Source organism: Saccharopolyspora indica, assembly GCF_027853965.1.
Lineage (GTDB): Bacteria > Actinomycetota > Actinomycetes > Mycobacteriales > Pseudonocardiaceae > Saccharopolyspora > Saccharopolyspora indica.
In genome coordinates this window covers 405,472-431,616 of record NZ_JAQGLB010000004.1, presented here as the reverse complement: position 1 = coordinate 431,616, position 26,145 = coordinate 405,472, and the positions used below count along the sequence as shown (strand labels likewise).

The 26,145-nt window shown below is 71.0% G+C and carries 28 protein-coding genes; 16 read left to right on the top strand and 12 right to left on the bottom strand.

Annotated elements, in window-relative coordinates:
• Positions 1-39 precede the first annotated feature (39 nt).
• Positions 40-780 carry a response regulator transcription factor gene (locus tag OU416_RS12680; protein WP_270927090.1) on the bottom strand — a complete coding sequence of 247 codons (741 nt, stop codon included), beginning with the start codon at positions 778-780 and terminating at the stop codon, positions 40-42.
• Between the two features lie 185 nt (positions 781-965).
• On the opposite strand from OU416_RS12680, the gene OU416_RS12675 reads away from it, so the two are divergent.
• From OU416_RS12675 to OU416_RS12650, 7 genes are all read left to right on the top strand, one after another.
• Entirely contained in the window at positions 966-1,724 is a 759-nt protein-coding gene (locus OU416_RS12675) for an alpha/beta hydrolase (RefSeq protein ID WP_270927089.1), read from the top strand.
• A gap of 34 nt (positions 1,725-1,758) precedes the next feature.
• Positions 1,759-2,562 carry an LmeA family phospholipid-binding protein gene (locus OU416_RS12670; protein ID WP_270927088.1) on the top strand — a complete coding sequence of 268 codons (804 nt, stop codon included), beginning with the start codon at positions 1,759-1,761 and terminating at the stop codon, positions 2,560-2,562.
• Positions 2,559-2,993, top strand: coding sequence for a TlpA family protein disulfide reductase (locus OU416_RS12665; protein WP_270927087.1), 435 nt, complete (start codon positions 2,559-2,561; stop codon positions 2,991-2,993). Before OU416_RS12670 ends, OU416_RS12665 begins: the two co-directional genes overlap by 4 nt.
• Positions 2,994-3,108: 115 nt before the next feature.
• Entirely contained in the window at positions 3,109-3,183 is a 75-nt protein-coding gene (locus tag OU416_RS40300; RefSeq protein WP_350945149.1) for a putative leader peptide, read from the top strand.
• A 106-nt stretch (positions 3,184-3,289) separates the two neighbouring features.
• Complete coding sequence (locus OU416_RS12660) at positions 3,290-3,739, top strand: DUF4395 domain-containing protein (protein ID WP_270927086.1); 450 nt, start codon at positions 3,290-3,292, stop codon at positions 3,737-3,739.
• A 30-nt stretch (positions 3,740-3,769) separates the two neighbouring features.
• A complete protein-coding gene (locus OU416_RS12655; protein WP_270927085.1) occupies positions 3,770-4,618 on the top strand; it encodes a sulfurtransferase in 849 nt (282 codons plus the stop codon).
• Positions 4,619-4,758: 140 nt separating this feature from the next.
• On the top strand, positions 4,759-5,061 hold the full coding sequence (locus OU416_RS12650; RefSeq protein ID WP_270927084.1) for a DUF1416 domain-containing protein: 303 nt from the start codon (positions 4,759-4,761) through the stop codon (positions 5,059-5,061).
• A 171-nt stretch (positions 5,062-5,232) separates the two neighbouring features.
• On the opposite strand, the gene OU416_RS12645 is transcribed toward OU416_RS12650, so the two are convergent.
• Entirely contained in the window at positions 5,233-5,979 is a 747-nt protein-coding gene (locus OU416_RS12645; protein WP_270927083.1) for a class I SAM-dependent methyltransferase, read from the bottom strand.
• A gap of 224 nt (positions 5,980-6,203) precedes the next feature.
• Between OU416_RS12645 and OU416_RS12640 the strand changes: the two genes are divergently transcribed.
• A complete protein-coding gene (locus OU416_RS12640) occupies positions 6,204-6,845 on the top strand; it encodes an FABP family protein (protein ID WP_270927082.1) in 642 nt (213 codons plus the stop codon).
• A gap of 216 nt (positions 6,846-7,061) precedes the next feature.
• Here the strand turns inward: OU416_RS12640 and OU416_RS12635 are convergent, their stop codons facing one another.
• Complete coding sequence (locus tag OU416_RS12635) at positions 7,062-7,640, bottom strand: hypothetical protein (protein WP_270927081.1); 579 nt, start codon at positions 7,638-7,640, stop codon at positions 7,062-7,064.
• A gap of 124 nt (positions 7,641-7,764) precedes the next feature.
• Here OU416_RS12635 and OU416_RS12630 point away from each other — a divergent pair, with 124 nt between their 5' ends.
• Positions 7,765-8,271 (top strand): DinB family protein, encoded by a 507-nt coding sequence (locus OU416_RS12630; protein ID WP_270927080.1) that lies wholly within the window; start codon positions 7,765-7,767, stop codon positions 8,269-8,271.
• A 105-nt stretch (positions 8,272-8,376) separates the two neighbouring features.
• On the opposite strand, the gene OU416_RS12625 is transcribed toward OU416_RS12630, so the two are convergent.
• Positions 8,377-9,225, bottom strand: coding sequence for an aminodeoxychorismate lyase (locus OU416_RS12625; protein ID WP_270927079.1), 849 nt, complete (start codon positions 9,223-9,225; stop codon positions 8,377-8,379).
• A gap of 122 nt (positions 9,226-9,347) precedes the next feature.
• On the opposite strand from OU416_RS12625, the gene OU416_RS12620 reads away from it, so the two are divergent.
• The 4 genes from OU416_RS12620 to OU416_RS12605 all read left to right on the top strand — a co-directional run bounded on the left by OU416_RS12620 (position 9,348) and on the right by OU416_RS12605 (position 12,690).
• The gene (locus tag OU416_RS12620) at positions 9,348-9,776 is read left to right on the top strand and encodes a Fur family transcriptional regulator (protein ID WP_270927078.1); all 429 of its coding nucleotides are present in this window, start codon (positions 9,348-9,350) and stop codon (positions 9,774-9,776) included.
• A gap of 67 nt (positions 9,777-9,843) precedes the next feature.
• Complete coding sequence (gene ygfZ, locus OU416_RS12615) at positions 9,844-10,986, top strand: CAF17-like 4Fe-4S cluster assembly/insertion protein YgfZ (RefSeq protein ID WP_270927077.1); 1,143 nt, start codon at positions 9,844-9,846, stop codon at positions 10,984-10,986.
• Between the two features lie 79 nt (positions 10,987-11,065).
• Positions 11,066-11,626 (top strand): RsiG family protein, encoded by a 561-nt coding sequence (locus OU416_RS12610; protein WP_270927076.1) that lies wholly within the window; start codon positions 11,066-11,068, stop codon positions 11,624-11,626.
• A 263-nt stretch (positions 11,627-11,889) separates the two neighbouring features.
• Positions 11,890-12,690: a methyltransferase domain-containing protein gene (locus OU416_RS12605; protein WP_270927075.1), complete on the top strand. Its 801-nt coding sequence runs from the start codon at positions 11,890-11,892 to the stop codon at positions 12,688-12,690.
• A 239-nt stretch (positions 12,691-12,929) separates the two neighbouring features.
• On the opposite strand, the gene OU416_RS12600 is transcribed toward OU416_RS12605, so the two are convergent.
• Positions 12,930-13,808 carry a hypothetical protein gene (locus tag OU416_RS12600; RefSeq protein ID WP_270927074.1) on the bottom strand — a complete coding sequence of 293 codons (879 nt, stop codon included), beginning with the start codon at positions 13,806-13,808 and terminating at the stop codon, positions 12,930-12,932.
• A gap of 224 nt (positions 13,809-14,032) precedes the next feature.
• Between OU416_RS12600 and OU416_RS12595 the strand changes: the two genes are divergently transcribed.
• Positions 14,033-14,221 carry a DUF3073 domain-containing protein gene (locus tag OU416_RS12595; RefSeq protein WP_093159217.1) on the top strand — a complete coding sequence of 63 codons (189 nt, stop codon included), beginning with the start codon at positions 14,033-14,035 and terminating at the stop codon, positions 14,219-14,221.
• A 533-nt stretch (positions 14,222-14,754) separates the two neighbouring features.
• Here the strand turns inward: OU416_RS12595 and purM are convergent.
• From purM to OU416_RS12565, 6 genes are all read right to left on the bottom strand, one after another.
• Positions 14,755-15,867 (bottom strand): phosphoribosylformylglycinamidine cyclo-ligase, encoded by a 1,113-nt coding sequence (gene purM, locus OU416_RS12590; RefSeq protein ID WP_270927073.1) that lies wholly within the window; start codon positions 15,865-15,867, stop codon positions 14,755-14,757.
• Positions 15,868-15,972: 105 nt separating this feature from the next.
• Positions 15,973-17,499, bottom strand: a complete 1,527-nt coding sequence (gene purF / locus OU416_RS12585; protein WP_270927185.1) for an amidophosphoribosyltransferase — start codon at positions 17,497-17,499, stop codon at positions 15,973-15,975.
• Positions 17,500-17,702: 203 nt separating this feature from the next.
• Complete coding sequence (locus tag OU416_RS12580) at positions 17,703-18,089, bottom strand: sterol carrier family protein (protein ID WP_270927072.1); 387 nt, start codon at positions 18,087-18,089, stop codon at positions 17,703-17,705.
• Between the two features lie 124 nt (positions 18,090-18,213).
• Positions 18,214-19,014: a helix-turn-helix domain-containing protein gene (locus OU416_RS12575; protein ID WP_270927071.1), complete on the bottom strand. Its 801-nt coding sequence runs from the start codon at positions 19,012-19,014 to the stop codon at positions 18,214-18,216.
• Between the two features lie 255 nt (positions 19,015-19,269).
• A complete protein-coding gene (locus OU416_RS12570; RefSeq protein WP_270927070.1) occupies positions 19,270-20,445 on the bottom strand; it encodes a S8 family peptidase in 1,176 nt (391 codons plus the stop codon).
• Between the two features lie 294 nt (positions 20,446-20,739).
• Positions 20,740-21,135, bottom strand: a complete 396-nt coding sequence (locus OU416_RS12565; RefSeq protein WP_270927069.1) for a PRC-barrel domain-containing protein — start codon at positions 21,133-21,135, stop codon at positions 20,740-20,742.
• A gap of 150 nt (positions 21,136-21,285) precedes the next feature.
• Between OU416_RS12565 and OU416_RS12560 the strand changes: the two genes are divergently transcribed.
• Positions 21,286-21,864: a type VII secretion system-associated protein gene (locus OU416_RS12560; RefSeq protein WP_270927068.1), complete on the top strand. Its 579-nt coding sequence runs from the start codon at positions 21,286-21,288 to the stop codon at positions 21,862-21,864.
• Between the two features lie 37 nt (positions 21,865-21,901).
• Positions 21,902-23,776: a glycoside hydrolase family 15 protein gene (locus OU416_RS12555; RefSeq protein ID WP_270927067.1), complete on the top strand. Its 1,875-nt coding sequence runs from the start codon at positions 21,902-21,904 to the stop codon at positions 23,774-23,776.
• A gap of 136 nt (positions 23,777-23,912) precedes the next feature.
• On the opposite strand, the gene OU416_RS12550 is transcribed toward OU416_RS12555, so the two are convergent.
• Positions 23,913-26,027 carry a putative bifunctional diguanylate cyclase/phosphodiesterase gene (locus OU416_RS12550; protein ID WP_270927066.1) on the bottom strand — a complete coding sequence of 705 codons (2,115 nt, stop codon included), beginning with the start codon at positions 26,025-26,027 and terminating at the stop codon, positions 23,913-23,915.
• Positions 26,028-26,145: the final 118 nt, after the last annotated feature.

Genomic DNA, 26,145 nt, shown 5'->3' with positions numbered 1-26,145 from the left:
ACGACGCGACGTCCGGTCGCCGGTCGATCCGATCGCCGGTCAGCGGGCGAAGGTGGTCTCGCGGGACGGTGTCTCGACGGACTCGCGGGCCTCCGCCGCGATCGGGTTGTTGCCGCGGTTCGGGCGGACGAACTTGTAGCCCACGTTGCGGACCGTGCCGATCATCGAGTCGTGCTCCGGGCCGAGCTTCGCGCGCAGGCGGCGGACGTGGACGTCGACCGTGCGGGTGCCGCCGAAGAAGTCGTAGCCCCACACCTCCTGCAGCAGCTGGGCGCGGGTGAACACCCGGCCCGCGTGCTGGGCGAGGTACTTGAGCAGCTCGAACTCCTTGTAGGTGAGCTCCAGCGCCCGGCCCTTCAGCCGCGCCGTGTAGGTCGCTTCCTCGATCACCAGGTCGCCGACGCTCAGCATGCCGTCGTCAGCGCTGCCCGCGGAGCCGTGCCGCGAGATCAGCAGGCGCAGCCGGGCGTCGATCTCGGCGGGCCCGGTGGTCGGCAGCAGGATCTCGTCCACGCCCCACTCGGAGCTGATGGTGACCAGTCCGCCCTCGTTGACCAGGGCGATCACCGGTACGTCGCCCGCTGACAGCAGGCGGCACAGATCGCGGGCGCCGACCAGGTCGGTGCGGGCGTCCACCACGATCGCCTCGTGCGCGCCGCCGGACAGGACCGAGCCCGGGTCGGCGGGCAGCACCCGCACCCGGTGCGGCAGCAGGGCGAGCGCGGGCAGCACCGCTTCGCACTCTTCTTCACTGGTCAGCAGCAGCAGTTCGGAGCTCATCTGGAGGGCCTCCGTCCCCGAGGCAGAACCCGACGTCCGGGCCTGGAGTGGCCAACCGCACGCGGCGGATGACTCGGCGTCGTTGCCTGTGGATGGCAAGGAGAATAACCGACATGCAGCGGAAATTCCCAGGTCCAACGGGTCGCATCACATTTGTGAACAGCAACCGCACCCGTGTTGCGCGGATGTTTCGCCCTCGCGCGGTGGCGCTGTCGGCCGCCGACGGTACCGCGCTGCGCGGTCTGCTGCTGCCCGGTCCCGGGCTGCCCGCCGACCTCGGGTTCGTCGTCGGGCACGGCTTCACCAACCACATCCGCAAACCCGCCGTGCAGCGGGTCCTGCACCGCCTGGCCCGGCGCGGCCCGGTGCTCGCGACCGACTTCCGCGGCCACGGGCGCTCCGGCGGCCGCACCACCGTCGGCCCGGCCGAAGCGCTGGACATCGACGCCGCCGTCGCGCACCTGCGCGAGCTCGGCTGCCGCCGGATCGTCACGATCGGCTTCTCGCTGGGCGGCGCGGTGGTGCTGCGCCAAGCCGCTCTGGGCACGCCACCGGACGCGGTGGTCGCGGTCAGCAGCCCCGCGCGCTGGTGGGTGCGCGACACGCCCGCGATGCGCAGGTTGCACTGGCTGCTGGAGCAGCCGCACGGCCGGCTGAGCGCGCGGCTGCTCGGCGTCCGCCTCGCCCCGCCGTGGAGCGAGGTGCCGGTCTCGCCGATCGAGCTCGTCCGGCGCATCCCGGTGCCGCAGCTGATCGTGCACGGCGCGGACGACCACTACTTCCCGGTCGCCGACGCGGTCGCCCTCAGCGAGGCGGGCGGCGGCGAGTTGTGGCTGGAAGCGGGCATGCGGCACGCCGAGAGCGCGGCCACGCCGGACTTGGTGGACCGCATCGCGCGGTGGGCGGCGGATACAGTGGCACCACCCGATCGTGGCGGTCGCTGAACCGCCTGCTGCCCCGACAGAAACGGACCGCTCGGTGAAGAAGCTCGTCATCGCCCTCGTCATCGTCGCGGGCCTGCTCGTGGGCGCCGACTTCGGCGGCGCCGCCTTCGCCGAGTACCAGGTGTCCAAGAAGGTCGCCGAGCAGCTGCAGCTGCGCGAGAACCCCGAGGTGCGGATCAACGGCTTCCCGTTCCTCACCCAGGTGATCGCCGGGAACTACCGGGACGTGCAGATGGCGGCCAACGCGGTGCAGGTGGGCCCGTTCAACGAGGTCGGCATCGAGGCCGACCTGCACGGCGCGCAGGTGTCCACCTCCGAGCTGATCGCGGGCACCGCCGACCGGCTCGTCGTGGACCAGCTCGTGGCCCGGGTGAAGCTGCGGGCCTCCGACGTGGCGCGGCTGATCGGCATCCAGGACCTCACCGTCAACCCGGCCGCCAAGGACGCGCTGGCCGATGACGACGGCAACATCAGCGAGGCCGACGAGCAGCTCTCGGCTGGCACCGACCGCACCAAGGCGGTGGTGCAGCTCGACGGGACCGTGAACATCGCGGGCTCGGACAACAAGGTGCGGGTGATCGCGGTGCTGTCGCTGGTCAACAGCAAGATGCAGATCGAACCGCGGAAGCTGGACCTGAACAACAGCACCTTCGGCGCCATCGAGCTCCCGTCGATCTTCGAGAAGTCGGTGCTCAAGCAGTTCAGCACCACGCTCGACCCCGGCATGCTGCCGTTCGAGGTCAAGCCCACCGCGGTGCGCGCCGAGCGCGGCGCGCTGGTCGTCGAGGGCGTCGCGGAGAACGTCACGGTCAGCGCGGACGGGGTGACCACCGGGTGAGCGCAGGCGTCTGGGCGTTGCTGATCGCCGTGGCCGCGGCGCTGCTGGGCGGCGCGGTGTGGAAGGCCGGGCAGGGCAAGGCCCGCGAGCGGAACGGTGGGCAGAACATGACCGAGCTACTCCCCGACGTGCTCAAGCAGCGCCTCGCCGACGGCCCCGACGCGAAGGTCACGCTGCTGCAGCTGTCGACGACCTTCTGCGCGCCGTGCCGCCACACCCGCGTCCTGCTGGCCGACTTCGCCCAGCGCACCGACGGGGTCCGGCACGTGGAGGTCGACCTCACCGACCACCCGGAGTGGTCCACGCCGCTGCGCGTGCACACGACGCCGACGACCCTCGTCCTGAACGCCGCGGGCGACGAGCTGTTCCGCATCAAGGGCGTCCCCCACCGCGACAACCTCGCCACCGCCCTCCAACCCCACCTCGCCTGACGGGCCCCGCGTCAATTTCGTACGAAATTGACCAGGACCCGGGTGACGGGCGAGCTCGCGTCCCACCCTGTGAACGTCCTTCCCGCCGATCGGTCCAGCCGGTAACCTCCGACCCGTGCATGTACTGCTGACCCGAAGGCGCGCGGTCGATCTCTGCCGCGTGGGTAGCAGCCTGTGTTGCGGGCACTGACCGGGCGGTAGTACGTCTTGCACCTCGCACGGCCGTGTCGTGACGCAGGTGCTCGTCCACACCGCCTGACGGACTCGGCAGCCGAAGTCCACAGTCAGGAGGCCCCATGTCTGCCGGCACGCTCGACCCGCGCGGCGTCCGCTTCACCGCCGCGATGACCAGCGCGATCCTCGCCCTCGGGCTGATCACCGCCAGTTGGCGCGTGCTGGCCGCCCAGATGGTGCTGTTCGGCATGTGCGCGTTCATCGGCATGCGGCTCAACCCGTGGGGCTTCGTGTACCGGCAGGCGGTGCAACCGCGCCTCTCCCCGATCGACCAGGCCGATCGCGAAGATCCGGCACCCGTCCGGTTCTCGCAGGGCATCGGGTTCGCGTTCGCCCTGGTGGCGACCGTCGGGTACGCGGCCGGGTGGACCACCCTCGGGCTCGTCGCGAACGCGTTAGCGCTGGTCGCCGCGTTGCTCAACGCGGTGTTCGGCTACTGCCTCGGCTGCCAGCTGTACCTGGTGCTCCGGCGTTTGGCACCCGCCGGGGCGACCGCTTCCGATCCCCGCTGAACCACCGAAGATCAACGAAGGAGTCGCTCGATGAGCCGCGCAGAGGTCCTGGTTTCCACCGAGTGGGCCGAACAGAACCTGAACACCGCTGGGATCGTCTTCGCCGAGGTCGACGAGGACACCACCGCCTACGACGGCGGCCACATCCCGGGTGCCATCAAGCTGGACTGGAAGAACGAGCTCCAGGACCACGTGCGCCGTGACTTCGTCGACCGCGAGGGCTTCCAGAAGCTGCTGTCCGCCAAGGGCATCAGCAACGACGACACGGTGATCCTCTACGGCGGCAACAACAACTGGTTCGCCGCCTACGCCTACTGGTACTTCAAGCTCTACGGCCACGGCGACGTCAAGCTGCTCGACGGCGGCCGCAAGAAGTGGGAGCTCGACGGTCGCGAGCTCACCAAGGAGGAGCCGAACAAGGCCGCCACCACCTACCAGGCGCAGGAGCCGGACACCTCGATCCGCGCGTTCCGCGACGAGGTGGTGGACGCGATCGGCAACAAGAACCTGGTCGACGTGCGCTCCCCCGACGAGTTCGCGGGCAAGCTGCTCGCGCCCGCCCACCTGCCGCAGGAGTCGGCGCAGCGCGCCGGGCACATCCCGTCGGCGATCAACGTCCCGTGGAGCAAGGCCGCGAACGAGGACGGCACCTTCAAGTCCGACGAGGAGCTGAAGGACATCTACGCCGAGGCCGGGCTGGACACCGCGAAGGACACCATCGCCTACTGCCGCATCGGCGAGCGCTCCTCGCACACCTGGTTCGTCCTCCGCGAGCTCCTGGGCAACACCAACGTCAAGAACTACGACGGCTCCTGGACCGAGTACGGCTCGCTGGTCGGCGTCCCGATCGAGAACCCCACCGAAGCCGCCAAGAACTGAACTTCTGTCTGACGGACTCGTTTTGCGCGGCGGTGCCGGTAGCGGTGCAAGCGCCGAGGGCGGGCGCTAAACGCCTCCGGCGTTTCAAGACAAGGCCAAGGACAGAGCTGAAGCAGATCCCCGGACTGGAGGAGATGAGCATGAGCAGCGGATGCGGAGCGCCGCAGCAGTCGGCGACGGCGGTGGCCGAGGACACCGACCAGGTCGTGGTGACCGGGAAGGTGCGGGCCGGGGACGAGCCGGTCGGCGGGGCCTTCGTCCGCCTGCTGGACTCCTCCGGTGAGTTCACCGCGGAGGTGGTCTCCTCCCCGGAGGGCGACTTCCGCTTCTACGCCGCCCCCGGCGACTGGACGGTCCGGGCCCTGCACCGCGACGGCAAGGGCCAGTCCACCGTCACCACGGCAGGCCCCGGCGTCCACCCGGTGGACATCGCGGTCGCCTGACGGAGCGATCTTTCGAGGTGAAGGGCACCTTTCGCCCGCTTACTCGGCGAAGGGTGCCCTTCACCTCGTCCACCGCAGCCTCAACCCAGCACCAAGAGGTGCGGAGTGAAGGGCACCTTTCGCCAACACACTTGGTGAAAGGTGCCCTTCACCGTTCACGCGGTCGCGTGATCAGCGGGTGCGCTTGGAGCGGAGGAGGGCGAAGGCGCGTTCGTCGCGGTCCTGGGCGCTCGGGTTGGAGTCCTGCGTGCAGCCGACCGTGGTGAAGTCGACCACCTCCCAGCCGGTGCGGTCGAAGAGGCGGCGCAGGCCCGCTTCGCTGAAGATCCAGAAGTTGGTCGCGTCGTTGTTCGCCTCGGTCGGGTCCAGCAGGTAGGCCACCGGCTGCTGCTGGATGCGGGTGCCGTCCGGGGTGAGCTGCGCGATCCGGGTCGAGACGAAGCAGAGGTCCGCGCGCTCGGCCAGCTGCTCCAGCACGAAGAACGGGTTCTTCAGGTGGTAGAGCAGCCCGAGGAAGAACACCGCGCCGTAGTGCTCGGCGGGCAGCTCGAACTGCGCGTCCAGGTCGATCTCGTGCACCTGGACCTTCGAGTCCAGCTCCGCCACCAGCCGCCGCGCGCCGCGCAGGCCGTTGAAGTTGGTCGGCGCGTTGTCGATCACGTCCACCTGGCAGCCCAGCTCCGCCTCCAGGAAGAACCCGAAGTCGCCGTCGGCGGCACCGATGTCGGCGATCCTGGTGCCCGCGATCCGGTCGAACACCTGCCGCTGCGGCCCGCTGAGCAGCGCGTCCAGGTGGAAGATGTTGGCCATCGTGTCGTACGGGTACCAGCCGAAGTCGCTGGGCGCGATCTCGTCCTTGCGCGCCAGCAGGTCCTCGCGGAAGGCCAGCGCCCGCTCGCGCAACGTCTCGAAGTCCATGTGATTCCCGTCCAGGCCGTGGGTGCCCGCCAGATCATGCCCGACGCCACACCCCGCCGGGCTCGCTTGGTGGTTATTCTTTGCCCGTGGAACTTATCGACTTCCTGCACTACGGCCTCGTCACCCTCGTCGGCCTCGCCGCGGTCGCGACCATCTGGTTCGGCGCCTACGTGGTGTACCGCCTGTACAGCGACTGAGCCGGGGCTACCGGTAGCCTTCCCACCGTGACTGCAACGCCCAACGAACCGCAGCGCGGCAGCGGTGACGCCGCAGTCGCCGCAGCTGCCGAGCGCGCCAAGCTCACCGCGCACCGCAACGTGCCGGAGTTCGAGGACCTGCCCGGCCCTGGTGACACCGCCAACCTGCGCCTCGGACCGTCGCTGAACGACGCGTGCCTGGCGCTGCTGCCGATGGTCGGCGTGTGGCGCGGTGAGGGCGAGGCCGCGCACCCGTCGCTGGAGGAGACCTACCGGTTCGTCCAGCAGGTCACGATCTCGCACGACGGCCGGCCGTTCCTGATCTACGAGAGCCGCGCGTGGCGGCTCGACGGGGAGGGCGGCGAGGTCGTCGGCCCCGCGTTCCGTGAGACCGGGTTCTTCCGCCCGCAGCCGGACGACACCATCGAGCTGCTGATCCTGCACGAGACGGGCGTCGCCGAGATGTTCTTCGGCCAGCCGACGGCCCAGACCACCTGGCAGTTCGGCACCGACGCGGTCCTGCGCACGCCGTCCAGCGAGGACGTCACGGCGGCCAGCAGGCTCTACGGCGTGGTCGACGGCTCGCTGGCCTACGTCGAGGAGCGCGCGACCTCCGAGCACGAGCTCCAGCCCCGCCTGTCGGCCAAGCTCGACCGCATCGTCGGCTGACTTCAGGACCTCTTCGTGGTTGTTCCGCGTGGCGGTGCGGGTGGCGGAACCTGAGCGCTTCCCTGGACTGCGGGTGCCCCTCCTTATGTATGACCAACGGCGGAGGGGCCGTCCTCGCCAGGAAACCACTCAGAACCCGCGGCGGTGCGAGCTGCGTGCCTGCTCCAAGCGGCTGACGCCGCTTATAAGGCGCGGACGGCTACGCCGACAGTGCCCTCACGAGGCACGGGCGTGGGGGGGGGGGGCGGGGAGCCCCCCCACGACGAGCCCGAGCAGTCCGAGCCCGGCGAGGAATCCCACGACCAGCGGCGTCGTGCCGACGTCCGGGATGAACACCTCCTGTTCGGACACGAACAGCTTCCAGCCCTCGCGCCCCGCCTCCGAGGCCACGTTCTCCGTCACCGGAACCGCGTAGTGGATCAGCTCCGATCCGGTGGCGCGCCGCACGCCGCGCACGCCCATCTCCGCCCCGGCGAAGACCAGCGCGGGCACCGCGGCGACGGCCAGCCGGGGTGACCACCTCCGCGTCAGCAGCGCGGCCACCACGCATCCGAGGCTGAGCACCGCCAACCCGGCTATCCACGCGTCCTGGTGCCAGGGCAGCTCGACCAGCGGGCGCTCATCGGAGATGACGCAGGACTCCCCGGTCAGCCGGCCCGTCATTCCCGGGTTGCCGAGACCCCCGCCGCAGCCGGTCAGCAGCAGGACCAGCTGCCGCACCCAGGCCGCGCTCACCCACAGCAGTCCGGCCACGACCGGGCCGCCGACGATCCACCGGCGCGCAGTTCCGCGCAATTCCGACACCTCCTCCGGGCCCCGGTTACAGGGACGCACCGGAAACGGATCCGGTTGCACGAAAGCGCTGTCGTTGTCGGACCCCGCCACTAGTTTCTTCGGCAACGACGACGAAAGAGGCACGATGACCACCACCGGCGAGCGCGCGGACATCCTGGAACTGCTGCGGGCGCACCGCGGTTTCCTCCGGCACACGGTGCAGAACCTGACCGAGGAGCAGGCCCGCTCGCGGCCGACCCAGAGCGAGCTCTGCCTCGGCGGGCTGATCAAGCACGTCACGGCGGTGGAGCGGAACTGGGCCGACTTCATCCGCAACGGCCGCAAGTTCGACGCCTACGACGAGGCGGCCTTCGCCGAGCAGGCGGCGACGTTCCAGGTGACCGACGAGGACACGCTGGACGCGCTGCTGGCCGACTACGAAGAGGTCGCGCGGAACACCGACGAGATCGTCGAGACGGTCCCCGACCTGGACCTCGCCCACCAGCTCCCGGAAGCGCCGTGGGACGAGGAGAAGGGCAAGCGCTGGACGGTGCGCCGGGTGCTGCTGCACATCGCCGCCGAGACCGCCCAGCACGCGGGCCACGCGGACATCATCCGCGAGACCATCGACGGCCAGAAGACCATGGGCTGACCTGGTCCGCGCAGGTGTCGGCGCGTCGGGGCGCTGACACGCCGGCACCTGTCGCGATTTCAATGGAAGCCGGGTGCCCGATCTCCATTGAAATCGCGTCGGAGATCAGTAGTTGGACTCGTAGAGCCGGGTGATCTCGGCGTGCAGGTCCGGGTCGGCCTTGATCGCCGTACCGTCGATCGTGTGCACCTGGGTCACCAGGCGGACGCTGGAGCACATCCAGACGCCGTCCGCCTCGAACAGCGCCGAGGACGGGAACTCCGTCACCTCGGTCCGCCAGCCCGCCTGCTCGGCGGCGCGGAACAGCGCACCCTGCGTGGTGCCCTGCAGGATGCCGGAGCTCGGCGGGGTGGTCAGCAGGGTGCGGCCCCGGGCGATCACCACCGTGGAGGTCGGGCCTTCCAGCACCGAGTCGTCGGTGGCGGTGAAGATGACCTCCTCCGCGCCGCGCGACTGCGCCTCCCGCAGGGCGGCCATGTTCACCGCGTACGACAGGGTCTTCGCCGACAGCAGCAGCCACGGCGCGCGGTCCATCAGGTCCGGTGCGAAGCCGCGCTCCAGCATCACCGCCGCGACGCCGTCACGGCGCTTGCGCCGGGTGTCCTCGCCGATCTGCATGCCCATCGCGAAGCCGTGCGGCGTGCCGTCGCCCTCGTCGAGGCCGCGGGTGCACACCAGCTTCAGCGCCATCTCCGGGTCGGTGTCCCACGGCCAGCTGTCGATCACCGCCTGCGCCGCCCGCTCCCACGCGGCGCGCTCGGGCAGCTGCATCTGCATCAGCCGGGCGGACCGCTCCAGCCGGTCCAGGTGGGGGCCGATCTCCCGCGGCTGCCGATCGGCGACGAGGATCGTCTCGAAGATCCCGTCGCCGCGCATCACCCCCAGGTCGTCGGCGCGGAACAGCGGAGCCTCCGGGTCGACGACCGACCCGTCCAAAAGTGCCAGTACGCGCATGCCGGAAGCGTAGAGCCTCCGGTGTCGTGATCCGGGCCGGGTCGCGCGCGCCTCCGGTGCTCGGCGCAGCGGAGTTACGATCGGAAGTGCCGACCGGAGCGCGCCGAGCACAGGAGCGGGCATTGAGCGACCAGGGATCGCTGCGCAGCACCTTGCACCAACGTGGCATGCGGATGACGCCGCAGCGCCAGCTGGTGCTGGACGCGGTGCGCGAGCTCGGCCACGCGACGCCTGAGCAGGTCTGCCGCGAAGTGCAGGGCACCGCCTCCACCGTCAACATCACCACCGTCTACCGCGCGCTGGACCTGCTGGAGGAGCTCGGGCTGGTGCGGCACACGCACCTCGGGCACGGCGCCCCCACCTACTCCGTCGAGGAGCACGAGCACGTCCACCTCGCCTGCCACCGCTGCGGGGAGATCGACGAGGTGCCGACCGAGACGCTCGACGCGCTGGCCGAGCAGCTGCGCCGCGAGCGCGGCTTCGAACTGGACGCGACCCACCTCGCGCTGTCCGGCGTGTGCCGGAACTGCCGCGCGACCGAGGTGGGTTGATGGCACGCACGTCCCGATCGGCCCCGCCCGGCCGGCCGGACATCCCGCAACACATCGAGGAGCGCTGATGAGTTCACCCCTGTTGGACCTGCCGGGTGCGATCCCCGCACCGGAGGACGCGGTGGACGTGGGCGTGCCATGGCACTTCGGCGACCCGTTCGCCGAGCAGCGCTCGGCCAGCCGCTCCGCGGTGCTGGTCGACCGGTCGCACCGGCAGGTGCTCGCGGTGCCCGGTGAGGAGCGGTTGAGCTGGCTGCACCTGGTGCTCTCGCAGCACCTGACCGAGCTGCCGGAGGGGCAGGGCACCGAGGCGCTGATCCTGGACAGCCACGGCCGGGTGGACTGCCACCTGTTGGTCGCCCACCACGAGGGCGTGGTCTACCTGGACACCGACGCCGGTGCGCAGGCCAGCAGCGCGCTGCCGACGATGGGCGTCGATGGCAGGCAGCCGGTGGCGGAGTACCTGGAAGCGATGCGCTTCTGGTCCAAAGTGGAGCCCCGGGACGCCACCGCGGAGTTCGCGGTGCTCACCGCGATCGGCCCGGACGCGGGCGGCATCCTCGCCCAGTTCACGGCGGTGCCGTCCAAGCCGTACCAGGTGGAAGCGCTGCCCGGCGGCGGGTTCGCGCGCAACGTGCCCTACCGCGCGCTGCCGACGATCGACCTGGTGGTGCCGCGCGAATCGCTGGTCGAGTGGTGGACGAAGCTGACCGACGCGGGCATCCGTCCCTCCGGCACGCTCGCCTTCGAGGCGCTGCGGGTGGAGGCGCTGCGCCCGCGCGTCGGGCTGGACACCGACGACCGCGCGATCCCGCACGAGCTGGGCTGGGTGCACGTGGCCGCGCACGTGGCGAAGGGCTGCTACCGCGGTCAGGAGACCGTGGCCAAGGTGCACAACGTCGGCAAGCCGCCGCGGCGGATGGTGCTGCTGCACCTGGACGGCTCGGTGGACGTGCTGCCGGAGACCGGCGACCCGGTGTGGCACGGCGACCGCAAGGTCGGCCGGATCGGCAGCGTCGTGCAGCACCACGAGCTCGGCCCGGTGGCGCTGGCGCTGCTCAAGCGCTCGACCCCGGTGGACGCCGAGCTCGTCGCCGGCGACCCGGAGGAGGGCCGGTCGGTCGCCGCCGCGGTGGACCCGGATTCGGTGCCGCCGGACAGCGGCGAGCCGCCGGGGCGCGTCGCCGCGGAGCGGTTGCGCGGCCGGTAGCCGGACCTTTGCGCAGCGCTTTCGCAACGACATCAGCGAATTGTTGGCGAGTTCCACCGAATTGCCGGAGGATGGCCACGTGATCGAAGTCCGCCCGGGTGGACGGCGCCGCATCGACAGGGTTCTGTCCCCGGACTACACCAGTGGAATCGAAGACCTCGCGCTGGGCGAGGTGCGGGCGCTGCGGGACGAGGCGGCGCAGGAGGAGACCGACCTCTCGTACCTGCGCCGCGTGCTGCACGTCCGGATCGACATCGTGCGCGCCGAGCAGCGGCGGCGGGCGGAGGGCGGCTCGACCTCGGTGGTCGAGCAGTTGGTGAACATCCTGTCGGACAACGCCGTCGGTCCGGCGACCGGTTCCGGCCGCTACCAGACCACCGAGCCCTCGCGCGCGGAAGCGCACCGCAGGCACGTCGAGGCGCTCGTCTCCGACGTCGACCTCTCCAACGTGACGTCGCTGTCCGAGGTGAAGCTGGACCAGGCCCTCAACGCCTACACCGCCGAAGAGGACTCGGTGTCCCAACGCCGCCGCGAGGTGCAGCAGGTGGTGGACCAGCTCAACGCCGAGATCGCCCGCCGCTACCGGGAAGGCGTCGCCTCGGTGGACGACCGCCTGGCGGAGGAGCGGGACCGGCACTGACCGCACCGCACCACCGGTGTCCGAAGTGGATGCCGGTGGTGCCGCCTGCGCCGATTTCGCGCGAAATCGGCGATATTTTCCGGCAGGAACGGCGATTTCGCGCGAAATCGTCCACCCCGGACAGATGCCGCAGCCGAAAGCGCGGCCGATCTCGCATGCCCGCAGAACGATCGCACTCGCGGATACGCACGCCTTCCCACCCGGCCTCGTTCGCGCTACGCTCAGATACTGAAACAAATCTCCCACTATCTGAGACGGATGTCATGTCGGACACCTACACCCACGGGCACCACGAGAGCGTGCTGCGATCGCACCGCTGGCGGACCGCCGAGAACTCCGCCGCGTACCTCGTCCCGCACCTGCGGCCGGGCAGCGAGGTGCTCGACATCGGGTGCGGGCCGGGCACCATCACGCACGACTTCGCCGCGCTGGTCGCCCCCGGCCGGGTGCTGGGCGTGGACAACGTCGACGAACCGCTGGAGCTCGCCCGCGCCGGGGCGGCCGAGCGCGGCCTGGACAACATCACCTTCGCCAACGCCGACGTCTACGACCTGCCGCACGCCGACGCCTCCTTCGACGTCGTGCACGCGCACCAGGTCCTGCAGCACCTGACCGACCCGGTCGCCGCGCTGCGCGAGATGCGGCGCGTGTGCCGGCCGGACGGCGTGGTCGCGGCCCGCGACGCGGACTACGGCGGCATGCGGTGGTTCCCGGACAACCCCGGCCTGGACCGCTGGCTGGAGCTCTACCGCGACGTCGCCCGCCACAACGACGCCTACCCGGACGGCGGCACGCACTTGAAGGCCTGGGCGCGGGAGGCGGGCTTCCGCGAGGTCACCTGCACGGCGTCGGCGTGGTGCTTCGCCACGCCCGAGGAGCGCGCCTGGTGGGGCAACCTGTGGGCGGACCGCATCCGCCGCTCGTCCTTCGCCGAGCAGGCCCTGGGCCACGGCCTGACGACCCGGACCGAGCTGGAAGAGCTGGCGACGGCCTGGCACGCCTGGATCGACGCGGAGGACGGCTGGTTCGCGGTCCTCAACGGCGAGATCACCTGCCGCCCCTGACCGCCTGAACAGCGACCGCGACGACCAACGCGCCGCACCGCAGAAGGTGTCGCATGCGCCGCAGGCGCATAACCCACCTACGCAGCTCGCACCGCCGCGGGTTCTCAGACGTCGTCTGGCGAGGACAGCCCGTTCGCCGTGTATTGGACATACATGAGAACGGGCTCCCGCAGACCAGGCGGCGTCTGAGGTTCCGCCACCCGCACCGCCACGCAAAACGAGCCTGGAAACCCAGGAGGTCAGTTGTGGCGTTCCCGGGAGGCGAACTCGGCCCAGAAGTCCCGGAGGGCTTCGTAGCGGGTCGCCACTTCCTCCGCGTCGTCGGCTTCCATCGCATCGACGATCGCGTGCACGTCCTCGGCCGAGGTGTCGGCGTCCAGGTCGCTGGTGGACATCAGCTGCACCAGGCCGCCGTAGTCCAGCTCCACCGCCGAGTGCGGGTGGAAGCGCTCCAGCCAGCGGCCCGTCTCGCGCAGGATCCGCGTGGGCCCGTCGTCGCCGATCGACTGGCGGGCGATCGAGTGCGCCCTGGCCACCCGGCGGCGGGCGTCGGCCATCGCCACCCGCCAGCACACCCGGCGCCGGTCCGGCTCGGTGAACACGCACCGCTCCTCCGGATCCACCAGCACGAACCAGGGCAGCGGCACGGTCCAGGTCGACGACAGCACGTGCACCGCGCCACCGGCCAGCTCGCTGACCACCGCGCTGGCGCGCACCTTGGCCTGCTCCACCGGCACGGTCAGCGCCGCCGTGCGCAGCGGCAGCTCCGAATCGCCCAGGAACCCGACCAGCGCCGCCGCGGCACGGCCGCGAAGGTCCAGCGGGCACACCAGCGGCCCCGGGCCGACCGTGGCCGCGGGCCCGCTCGGGACTTCCTTCGGATCGAGCACCAGCACGTCGCCGACGCCCTGCACATCGCCGTCGGCGGTCTCCCCGGGCAGCAGGCGCGGTGGGGCGGCGAGCTGGCTGCGCAGCCAGACGTCCTGCTCCCGCAGACCGGCGTCGAACGGGTCGACCGGCCCCCGCTCGACCACCGCCGCCAACTCCTCGTGCAGCGGCGCGTCGAAGGACGACAAGGGCTCGTACACCCTCAGGTAGGCGACGAACGGCTCAGGCACAGCTGCATCGTGCCAGACCGCCCGAGCGGGTCCTCCGGCGACTCGCGGACGTCGGAAAACAGGGGGGAGGGCGACGTCACCCAAGACACGGCCACTCAGACCCGGCACCACGTCGCGTTCAACCGCCTCGACACGGTACGGTAGTTACAGGAAAAGTTGTCGAGATCATGCGGGGCCGACTTTCCCCTGTCCGCCCCGCACACCCTGTGCGAGGGGGTCGAGCCATGGGGCGCGGCCGGGCTAAGGCCAAGCAGACGAAGGTGGCCCGCGAGCTGAAGTACAGTTCCCCGTCCATGGACATCGAGGCGTTGCAGCGAGAGCTGTCCGTCCCGGAGTCCGGCGAGTGGTCCAACGAGGACCGCGATGACTCGCACGATGACGGGTATGACGACTACGACTACGGCCGACGCTGAAGCACATCTCCACCGAGGACGGCAGCTGAACGCTGCGCGCTCGGTGGACGGATGCGTCGCAAGTCGTTCGTCTTGCCGAAAAGACGGGAATTGACGAACTCGCGGAGTCCCACATAGGAGGAGCTCACGGGAGTGGCGTCGCCGGGAAACCGGTGGCGCCACTCGCGTGCGTCCACCTCCTCGGGCACGTCAACAGCCGAGCGGTGAAGCACCGCTCGGCTCGTTGCGTTGACCAGGTCCCAGCGGCCGTGCGCGTGGACGGGCGCTGAGGTTCCACCACGGGTTCCGCCGCGCAAAACAGCCACCTGGGACGCAGAAGAAGACGCCGGCGTGCGCGGGCCGCCTCTCGGCGGATGGCGCTGGGAGGCTCCAGCCGGACGGTATTCCTCGCAGGCTCTGGTTGGGGCCCGGGGGCACGCGCGCACGCCAGCTCCCCGTACAACGAACCGGCCGCTCCGGGGATTCCCGACCGGCCGGGTGAAATGCGAACGCGGCTCCCGGACGGTGTCCGGGAGCCGCGTCGGCGTTCGGGGTCAGAACCGCGGGTGGTTGCCCCGCAGGATCACGCGGTCCTCCTCGCGGGCGTCCTCGACCGCGGGCTGCTTGGCGATCTCGCCGAGCACCCAGGCCGGGACGTGGCGGGCCGTGAGCACCGCCAGGGCGCGGTCCACGTCCTCGGCGGTCACCACCGCGACCATGCCGATGCCCATGTTGAAGGTGCGCTCCATCTCCTCGGCCTCGACGCGGCCGCGCTGGGCGATCATCCGGAACACCGGCGCCGGCGTCCAGCTGCCGCGGTCCAGCACCGCGGTCAGGCCGCCCGGGATCACCCGCGCCAGGTTCTCCGCCAGGCCACCGCCGGTGACGTGCGCGAACGTCCGCACGCCCGCTTCGGCGGCCAGCGCCAGGCAGTCCTTGGCGTAGATCCGGGTCGGCTCCAGCAGCTCCTCGCCGAGGGTGCGGCCGAACTCCTCGACCTGGCCGTCCAGCGGCATCCGGGCGATGTCCAGCAGCACGTGCCGGGCCAGCGAGTAGCCGTTGGAGTGCAGCCCGGACGAGCCCATCGCGATCACCACGTCGCCGGGGCGCACCTTGTCCGCGCCCAGCATCGAGTCCGCGTCGACCACGCCGACGCCGGTCGCGGAGATGTCGTACTCGCCGGGCGCCATCATCCCGGGGTGCTCGGCGGTCTCGCCGCCCAGCAGCGCGCAGCCGGCCTGCACGCAGCCCTCGGAGATGCCCTTGACCAGCTCGGCGATCCGGTCCGGCACGACCTTGCCGACGGCGATGTAGTCCTGCAGGAACAGCGGCTCCGCACCGCAGACGACCAGGTCGTCGACCACCATCGCGACCAGGTCGATGCCGACCGTGTCGTGCTTGTCGACGGCCTGCGCGACGGCGAGCTTGGTGCCCACGCCGTCGGTGGAGGAGGCCAGCACCGGCTCCTTCCAGCGGTCGAGCTTGAGCTGGAACAGGCCGGCGAAGCCGCCGAGCGAACCGAGCACCTCGGGCCGGGTCGCGCGCTGCGCCCACGGGCGCATCTTCTCGACCGCTTCGTCACCGGCCTCGATGCTCACCCCCGCAGCGGCGTAGGTGGCTTTCGGGCTCTCGGGCTGGGCAGACCCTGCGAGCAGGTCTTCGGACACGACTGGCTCCACATTCTGGTGCGATTTGAGATTCGCCGGACGCGCATGTGTAGCACGGACAACGCTACGCGTCGACGGTGAACCTCGGGGGCTGTTGCGGGCGGATCAGGGCCGTTGCAGTGCTTCGGCGGCGCCGTAGCCGACCGGCAGGACCGGTTCGGCGGGGCCCGCCACGCCCCGTTCGGACTGGCCCTCCAGCACGTACTTGCCGAGCTTGGCGTCGTCCGGCAGCTCGATCGGGTACTGGCCGTCGAAGCAGGCCGCGCACAACCGGTTGCGGGGCTGCTCGGTGGCCGAGACCAGGTTGTCCAGCGACACGTGGCCGAGGCTGTCCGCGCCGATGGAGCGCCGCACCCCGTCCATGTCCAGGCCGTTGGCGATCAGCTCGGCGCGGGAGGCGAAGTCGATGCCGTAGAAGCACGGCCACTTCACCGGCGGCGAGGCGATCCGCACGTGCACCTCGATGGCCCCGGCCTCGCGCAGCATCCGCACCAGGGCGCGCTGGGTGTTGCCGCGCACCACCGAGTCGTCCACCACGACGAGCCGCTTGCCGCGGATCACCTCGCGCAGCGGGTTGAGCTTGAGCCGGATGCCGAGCTGGCGGATGGTCTGCGAGGGCTGGATGAAGGTGCGGCCCACGTAGGAGTTCTTCACCAGGCCCTGGCCGTAGGGGATGCCGGAGGCCTGCGCGTAGCCGATCGCCGCGGGCGTGCCCGACTCCGGCACCGGGATCACCAGGTCGGCCTCGACCGGGTGCTCCTTGGCCAGGCGGCGGCCGATCTCCACGCGAGCGCCGTTGACCGAGCGGCCCGCGATGGTGGTGTCCGGGCGGGCCAGGTAGACGTACTCGAAGATGCAGCCCTTGGGCTTCGGGTTCGCGAAGTGCTGGGAGCGCAGCCCGTCGCCGTCGATGGCCAGCATCTCGCCGGGCTCGACCTCGCGGACGAACGAGGCGCCCACGATGTCCAGGGCGGCCGTCTCGCTGGCCACCACCCAGCCGCGCTCGAGGCGGCCGAGGACCAGCGGGCGCACGCCGTGCGGGTCGCGCGCGGCGTAGAGGGTCTCCTCGTCGCAGAAGACCATCGAGAACGCGCCGCGCAGCGTCGGGAACAGCTCCATCGCCGCCTGCTCGACGCCGAGGTCCGCGGCGCGCGCCGCGAGCAGCCCGGTGACCAGGTCGGAGTCGGTGGTGGCGCGGTCGCAGGCGTTGGCCGGGGAGGAGCTGTTGGCCGACACCGTGTCCACGCCCTCGGCGAGGATGCGGTCGCGCAGCTCACCGGTGTTGACCAGGTTGCCGTTGTGGCCGAGCGCCAGCCCGCTGCCGGTGACCGTGGTGCGGAAGGTGGGCTGGGCGTTCTCCCAGGTACCGCCGCCGGTCGTGGAGTACCGGGCGTGACCGACCGCGACGTGGCCGCGCAGCGACGCCAGGGTCTGCTCGGTGAACACCTGGCTGACCAGCCCGGTGTCCTTGTAGACCAGCACCTGCGAGCCGTCGCCGACGGCGATGCCGGCGGCTTCCTGGCCGCGGTGCTGGAGGGCGTAGAGCCCGTAGAAGCTGAGCTTGGCGACTTCCTCGCCGGGAGCCCACACGCCGAAGACGCCGCACTCCTCGCGGGGGACGTCTCGTTCGATCGGATCGCCGGCGGGACCGGAGAGGTCCGCGCGGACGCTTGCGTTGGCCGGTTCGGGCCGGTCGGTGACCACCGAGAACTCCCTGAAGGACGAAGCCGGAGTTGCACCTCAGTGTAAACAGCAGGAAACCCGCCGAACCCCCACCTGGTGGTGGCGGCCGTCTCATCGCACCGGGTCGCGCCGAGGTGACCCGGTGTCGGCGGCTAGTCGTCGATGCGGACCAGCGGGAGCCACTGGGAGATGTCGGCTCGGGTTCCGGAGGCGGTGAGGGCTCCTCGGTCGAGCGCTTCGGGCCAGGTCAGGCGGCCGGTGGCGAGCTGGAGCCAGGTGCGGGCGTCGGTCTCGACGACGTTGGGCGGGGTGCCTCGGGTGTGGCGGGGGCCTGCGACGCACTGCACCGCGGCGAACGGCGGCACGCGGACCTCGACGCTGTTGCCCGGCGCGATCTGCTCCAGCGTCCGCAGGCTCAGGCGCACCGCTGCGGCCAGCTCGGGCCGGGCGGGGCGCTGCGCGTCGTCGTCCAGCCAGGACCGCACCGCCACGACGGCTTCGCGCATCTCACCGGGATCAACGGCACCACGATTGGCCATGCGCCCAGCCTACGAAAGCAGTCCGACGGCCCCTCGTGGAGCTCCGTCCGGGCTGGTCAAAGACCGTGAGTGTTTTGGGGTGCTATGACACCCCAAAACACTCACGGCAGTTGACCAGCGGAAACTACAGCCAGCCGAGCTTGACCGCCTGCATCCCCGCCTGGAAGCGGGTCTCGACGCCCAAGCGGGCGATCAGCTCGCGGACCCTGCGGTGCGCGGTCCGGGCGCTGAAGCCCATCAGCCGGCCGATCGTGTCGTCCGTCGCGCCCGAGGCCAGCAGGGACAGGATCCACCGCTCTTCCTCGGTGGGCTGCATCTCCTGACCGGACAGGTCCTGAGCGGCGGTGAGCGGCGCCGCGAAGCGCCACATGTCCTCGAAGATCCGGCCGAGCGCGGCCAGCATCGCCGAGCTGCGCACCACGACCGCGCTCTCCACGGTGTTCTCGCTCACCGTCAGCGGCATCAGCGCGATCTCGTTGTCCACCATGATCAGCTTCGTCGGCGCGACGTGGATCACGCGCGCCTGCTCGCCCTGCGCGACCAGCTTGGTGGTGATGTCCAGCTGCGGCGGCAGCGCCAGCGCCGAGCGGTCGTAGAGCACCTGGTACTGCACGCCTTCGGCGAGCTTGCGGGACTCCAGGGAGTCCAGCGGCCCGGTCGTCACGTACGGCGGCTTGGCCACGCCCTGGACCAGGTGTGCGGCGTTGCGCTGCAGCTCGTAAGCAGCCCAACCGACCCGCTTGGCTCCGTGCACCACCTGCAGCACACCGCCGTTGCCGGACTGCGCCCGGGCGGCGCGGGCGACCGACGCGACCTGCGCCTGCACGGCCCGTTCGGTGAGCGGCTCGGTGGCCGCTGTCTCCCTCGTCGGCTCGTCGACCGCGGTCGACGCATGGGCCAGGTCCTCGGTGTATCCGGGAAGCACGGCACACCCCTCCTCGTGTGCCCCGGCAGCACCGATCAGCACCGGCACCGCGATGGACACTGAACACCCCCGTTGATGGCAACGTATCCACCGGGAACGATCGCTGGAACCGACTTTCGCCGGATGATGCGCAGCGACCTTGGATTGACCCCGTTCGGCCGCACCCCGGCGTCCCCCGAATGCAGCAGCGGACGCGACGCGGGCCCTTCCCGATCAGCGTCAGGAAGGGCCCGCGGTTCGCATCGTGCTACCGGATCACAGCTCGCCGATCTGCAGCAGGTCGGTGATCGTGCCCGACGGCGCGTTCTGGATCTTGCCGGTGGCGGCCTGACCCTGCAGCCCGGAGATCACGTCGGCGGGAGCCGCGTCCGGGTTGGCCTGCAGGAACAGCGCGGCGACGCCGGCCACGTGCGGGCTGGCCATCGAGGTGCCGCTCAGGGCCTCGGTGCCACCACCCGGGACGGTGGAGACGATGTCCACGCCGGGGGCGTAGCCCTCGACGCTGGCGCCGAAGTTGGTGAACTCGGCGGAGCCGTCGTTCTCGTCCGAGGCGGCCGTGGTGAACACGCCCTCGGCGCTGGCCGGGGACACGTTCTCGGCGTCCTGGCTCTCATTACCGGCGGCCACCGCGAGGAAGACGCCCTTGTTGACCAGGTTGGTCGCGGCCTCGTCCAGCGCCGGGTCCTTCGGGCCACCCAGCGACATGTTCGCCACCGACGGGCCGCTGGCGTTCTCGGCGACCCACTCGATGCCGGACACGACCTGCTCGGTGGTGCCGCTGCCGTCGTCGCCGAGCACCTTGACGCCGACCAGCTTCGCGCCCGGGGCAACGCCGTAGGTGGTGCTGCCGATGGTGCCGGCGACGTGGGTGCCGTGACCCTGCTTGTCGGTGCCGTCACCGCCGTGGGCGTCGAAGCCGACCTCGGCACGACCGCCGAAGTCGGGGTGCGACGGGTCGATGCCGGTGTCGATGATGTAGGCGGTGACGCCCTCACCGGAGCCGGCCGGGGCGTAGTTGCCGTCCAGCGGGAGGTCCGGCTGGTCGATCCGGTCCAGGCCCCAGGACTCGACGGCCTGCTTCTTGGCCGGCTCGACCTGGATGCGGTAGCTCTGCGAGACGTTCTCGACCTTGGCGCTGGCGCGGACCTTCTCCAGCTGCTCGGGGCTCAGCTTGGCCGAGAACCCGTTGAGGGCCGAGTCGTAGACGTTGCGGGCCTGAACGCCGAGCTCCTCGGCGACACCCTGGGCCGCGATGTCGTTCTTGAGGTTGACGATGTAGACGTCCGCGTCGTCGGCGCTCGCCACCTTGGCCTGCGGGTGCAGGATCAGCGGTGCGAGGTCGATCTGCGGCTGTGCGCCGGCGGGAGCTCCGGCGAACACGAGCGCCGCTGCGGCAACGCCTGCCCCGGTGCCGTAGAGCAGCTTCCTCATGTGTGCCCTCCTGTCGAGTGCGCTCGGGTGGGGCCGAGCGACTGGTTTCACGGCGGACCGTAACCAGGGAAAACACTCGAACGGGTGACATTGGCGATTTATCGCCAAACAATCGGACGGAGGGGTGAACGAATTCCCATCTCTGCCTGGCTTACCGGGAATGAGCAGGCAAAATCGAGCCCGCCGCGATCAACGGCGGGCTCGGTGAAATTACCGTTACATCCTTGTTTCCCAGATGTTGAGCACCCCGGGCGAACTCAGGTCGTATTCATCGAGTGAGCAGCGGCTCACCGATCAGGTGGCGGCGGCCCAGCGGCGCACCCGGAGGCGGGCCGCCTCCGCGTGCTCGGTCTCGGGGTCGTCGGCGCAGCCGTCCGGAGCCAGCCCGTAGTGCAGGCAGAGCTCACGTTCCTGCGCAGGCGGCAGGTCGCCCTGGTCGAGCAGGATGCGGGGCGCCGACCGGACCGCCTCCCGGTCCACCGCGACCGTGAGCGCGTCGCCGTCGAAGGCGGCGCCCGCCAGCGGCACGAAGCTCTCGTTGGTGCCGAAGAGTCCGGTTTGGACGGTCACCCAGGCGGGCTGCTCGGTGTCGTCGTCGACGAACAGCTGCCCGACGATCCCCATCCGATGACCGGCCGGGTCGAACACCTCGCACCCGAACATCCGCAACGCTTCCCGCTGACCGATCATCGCCGCCTCCCCTCCCCGAAACCCCTCCGCCAGTCTCCACCCGGACCGGCCGCGACGGCACCTCGACAACGGCTGGCCCCGGGCCGGGTGGCACCCTCGGGGAGTGCTCGGCAGCAGCTGGGCGCGACGATCAACAGCACGGAGCCCGCGATGTCCGAACCCGCCCTGCCCGTCCCGCCGATCACCGACGAGATGCGCGCGCACGCCGAGCAGAACCCCAACAGCTGGCTCTACATCACCGATCCCGGCTACGCCGCGGACGGCGGCGAGGTGCCGCCGGAGGGCATCGTGGGCGCCTACCGGATCGGCCCGGACGGCGAGATCGACGAGGACTTCCAGATCAACGACCGCTACCAGCCCTCCGCGATGGTCACCGAGCGGCCGGAGCCGACCAACGACCTGGAGCGGCTGCTGGTCGAGATCGCCGAGGGCCGGGTGTCGGATTCCGCGCTGCCCGCGGCGATCCTCGACGCCGAGCTGCTGCTCTACGCGCCGAGCGCGGACGACCAGATGCTCTACACCGCGGAGATGTCCGACGGCAGCCAGCTGCTCCCGGCGTGCACCTCGGCCGGCCGGGTGCCGGACGACTGGCCGGGTTTCCGCCGCGTGCCGGGCAGCGCGCTGCCGGAGCTGCTCAACGGCCTCGCGCTCGGCCTCAACCTGCACGAAGCGGTCCAGGCGATCATCCCGCACAGCGTCCTGGAGCAGGCCACCGCCGAACGGTCGTGAACTGTGATCACCCGGGGTTGTGCCTAGTCTCGGTTGGATGAACCGGGATCGGCACGGCCAGCCAGGGGCGATCGAGGACTACGCCCTGCTGTCCGATCTGCGCACCGCCGCCCTCGTCGGCAAGGACGGCTCGATCGACTGGCTCTGCCTGCCCCGGTTCGACGCGCCGTCCTGCTTCTGCCGGCTGCTCGGCAGCGATCGGGACGGCCACTGGCAGATCGCGCCGAGCTCCCCGGTCCGCGAGGTGCGCCGCCGGTACCGGGCGAACTCGCTGGTGCTGGAGACCGACTTCCACACCGACGACGGGGTGCTGCGGCTGATCGACTGCATGCCGCCGCACGAGCGGGACCACCACGCCCAGCCGTGCCTGGTGCGGATCGCGCAGGGCATCTCCGGCGAGGTCGACGTCAAGGTGCGCTGGGTGGTGCGGTTCGCCTACGGCGATGCGGTGCCGTGGGTGCGCCGGGTGCGCGAGAGCGATCCGGTGCTCGACGAGTTCATCCTGGCCATCGCCGGTCCGCACACCGCGGTGCTGCGCGGCGACGTCCTGCCGCAGCGCTGCGAGGGCGAGCGAGCGCACGAGCTGGTCCGCACGGTTCGCGCCGGGGAGAGCCTGTCCTGGGTGATGCAGTGGTCGCCGGACGCCGACGAGCTGCCCGCGCCGGTCGACCCGGAGCAGGAGGTCCGCGACGCCGAGGAGTTCTGGCGGGAGTGGACCACGAAGATCTGCTACTCCGGACCGCACGCGCCCGCCGTGTACCGCTCGCTGGCCACGCTCAAGGCGCTGACCTACGCGCCGACCGGCGGGATCATCGCGGCGCCGACCAGCTCGCTGCCGGAAGCCGTGCCGGGCGACCGGAACTGGGACTACCGCTTCTGCTGGCTGCGCGACGCCACCCTGGTGCTGCTGGCGCTGGACGACTTCGGCTGCTCCTCGGAGGCCGCGGCCTGGCGCGCCTGGCTGGTGCGCGCGGTCGCCGGCGACCCGGCCGACCTGCAGATCATGTACGGCATCGGCGGCGAGCGGCACCTGCTGGAGTGGGAGGCCGACTGGCTGCCGGGATACCGCCGCTGCCTGCCGGTGCGCTTCGGCAACGCCGCCTTCCGGCAGCTCCAGCTCGACGTCTACGGCGAGGTCATGGACGTCCTGCACCTGGCCAGGGAGCGCGGGCTGCCGGAGCGCGAGGAGACCTGGGCGCTGCAGCGCGGGATGCTGCGCCACCTGGAGAAGATCTGGCGGCGGCCGGATCGCGGCATGTGGGAGGTGCGCGGCCCCGACCGGTTCTTCACGCATTCCCGGGTGATGGTGTGGGTGGCCTTCGACCGGGCGGTGCGCGCCGCGGAGGAGGACGGCCTGCCCGGGCCGGTGCGCCGCTGGCGGGAGATCCGCGACGCGGTGCACGCGGAAGTCCTCGAGCAGGCGTGGAATCCGGAGCGCGGCGCGTTCACCCAGTACTACGGCGGGAGCGCGCTCGACGCGTCGACGCTGCTGATGCCGTCGGTGGGTTTCCTGCCCGGCGGCGACGAGCGCGTGGTGCGCACGGTGGAGGCCGTGCAGCGCGAGCTCCAGCACGACGGGGTGCTGGTCGACCGCTACACGCCGGACGAGGCCCGCAACCAGGTCGACGGCCTGTCCGGCCGCGAGGGCGCGTTCCTGGCGTGCTCGTTCTGGCTGGTCGACGCGCTGGCCTGCATCGGCCGCCGCGGTGAGGCGGAGAAGCTGTTCGGCGAGCTGGTGGCGCTGGCCAACGACGTCGGGCTGTACGCGGAGGAGTACGACGCCGCGACCGGTTCCTTCGCGGGCAACTTCCCGCAGGCCTTCAGCCACCTCGCCCTGGTGAACTCGGCGGCGGTCCTCTACGGCGGCCGCACCAGGGCCCAGCGGAGCAGGCGGGACGGAAAGCCCGCCTGACGCACCGGTTTCCGCTGGTCAACTGCCGTGAGTGCTTTGTGGTGCCATAGCCCCCCAAAGCACTCACGGCCCACCCACAACCAAACCTCCCCCACCACCAACCATTGGCCCCCACCACCAACCATTGGTGGCGAGGTCAGTCCAGGCTGTCGGCGATGAACCGGGTGATGTCGGCCGGGGAGCCGGGTTTGGCGAAGAGGTAGCCCTGGCCGGTTTCGCAGCCGATGTCGGCCATCCGGCGGGATTGGGCCAGCGTCTCCACGCCCTCCGCCGTGACCGTCAGGCCGAGGGCGTGCGCCAGGTCGACCAGGGTCGCCACGATGCGGGCGTCCACCGGGTCCGCGCGCTCCGCGTCGCGGAGGCCCTCCATGAACGAGCCCGCGATCTTCAGCTCGTGCACCGGGAGGTGGCGCAGGTAGGCCAGGTTCGAGTAGCCGGTGCCGAAGTCGTCGATGGCGATCCGCACGCCCATCTGGGACAGCGCGCGCAGCGCGTCCAGCGGTTCGTCGGCGGTGCCCATGATCGCGCTCTCGGTGAGCTCCAGCTGCAGCCGGGACGGTTCCAGCCCGGTCTCGGCCAGGATCGCCGCCACGTCGTCGACCAGGGCCGGATCGCGCGACTGCCGGACGGCCAGGTTGACGCTGACGAACGGCGCCGCCGAGCCGAACCGGTCCTGCCAGCGCCGGGCCTGCAGGCAGGCCTGCCGCAGCACCCACCGGCCCAGCGACACGATCAGCCCGGTCTCCTCGGCCAGCCCGATGAACTTGTCCGGGCCGAGCCTGCCGAGCTCCGGGTGCTGCCAGCGGACCAGGGCCTCGACGCCGACCACGTTGTGATCGCGCAGGCCGATCAGCGGCTGGTAGTCGACGTAGAACTCCTCGCGCTCCAGCGCGGCGGGCATCGTCGCCGACAGGTGGAACTGCGCGACCTCGGTGGCGTTGCGCTCCGGGTCGAACAGCGCCCACTGGCCCTTGCCCTCGGCTTTCGCCCAGTACAGCGTCACGTCGGCGTCGCGCATCAGCTCGGCGGCGGTCTGCCCGGGCACCGGCCGCTCCACGATGCCGATGCTCGCGCCCACCGACAGCTCGTGGCCGCCGACGCGGAACGGCTCCTCCAGCGCGTCCAGCACCGTGTCGGCGACTTCCACGGCCTGGCCGATGCTCCGCGAGTTCTGCAGCAGGATCACGAACTCGTCGCCGCCCATCCGCGCGACGAGCCGGTCATCGCCGTGCACCACGGCGGCGAGCCGGTCGGCGACGGCGACCAGCAGGTCGTCGCCGACGTGGTGGCCGAGGCTGTCGTTGATGACCTTGAAGCCGTCCAGGTCCATGTAGCACAGCGCCACCCGGGCGCCGGTTTCGTCCTGCCGCAGGACGTCGGTGAGCCGCTCCAGGAACAGCGCGCGGTTGGGCAGCCGGGTCAGCGGGTCGTGCATCGCCTGGTGCCGCAGCCGTTCCTGCAGCATCCGCCGGTCGGTGACGTCCTCGATCAGCGCCACCTGGTAGAGCGGCAGGCCGTCCTCACCGCGGACCAGCGACACGATCATCTCGGTCCACACCGTGTTGCCGTCCGGGCGGATGAACTGCTTCTCCACCCGGAACTGGTCGCGCTCGCCGCGGACCAGCTCCTGGTACATCCGCCAGACGCTGTCCGGGTCGGCCGGGTGCATCATGTCCGACACCAGCATGGCGCGGAGCTCCTCGCCGGAGCGGCCCATGATCCGGATCAGCGAGTCGTTGACCTCCAGGATGCGGCCGCCCATGTCGCCGATCCCGATGCCGATGGCGGCCTCGGCGAAGATCGCGCGGAACCGGGCCTCGCTGGTGCGCAGCGCTTGTTCGACGGCGTCGCGGGCGTCGAGCACGGCCTGCCGGATGGCTTCCTGCTCGTCGAGCGTGCGCTTGCGGGCGGCCTGCACGAACCCGGAGCACAGGGCGCCTTGCAGCGCCGCGACCCGGTTGCGCCAGCTGGGGCTGCTGTCCAGCCCTAGCGCGTCGAGCATCTCGTCGCCGATCAGGTTCACCGTGCGGGCCAGCGACTCGGCGCTGGTGAAGTGCACGGCGACCAGGTCGACGCCCACCTCGCGCGCGGCCGCCGCGTCGAACGGGTCGCTGAGCAGCGCATCGACCATTCGGTCCGTGTAGCCGTACAGGCGGCCTTCGATCTCGGCGCTGGTCATGGGCACGTAACTGGTCCCCATGAGCACGTGCGCCCAGGCCGCCGCGAAGCGGCGTCGGTCGGCTCGGTTCACCTCGGCGGTCACCTCGTGAGCGCTTGGCACCGGCGCGGTCCAGCCAGTCATGCCTGGGGCGCCCTCCACTCGTACTCGCCTCGCCCGTTCTCGTTCGGAGCATACGACCGGATCGGTC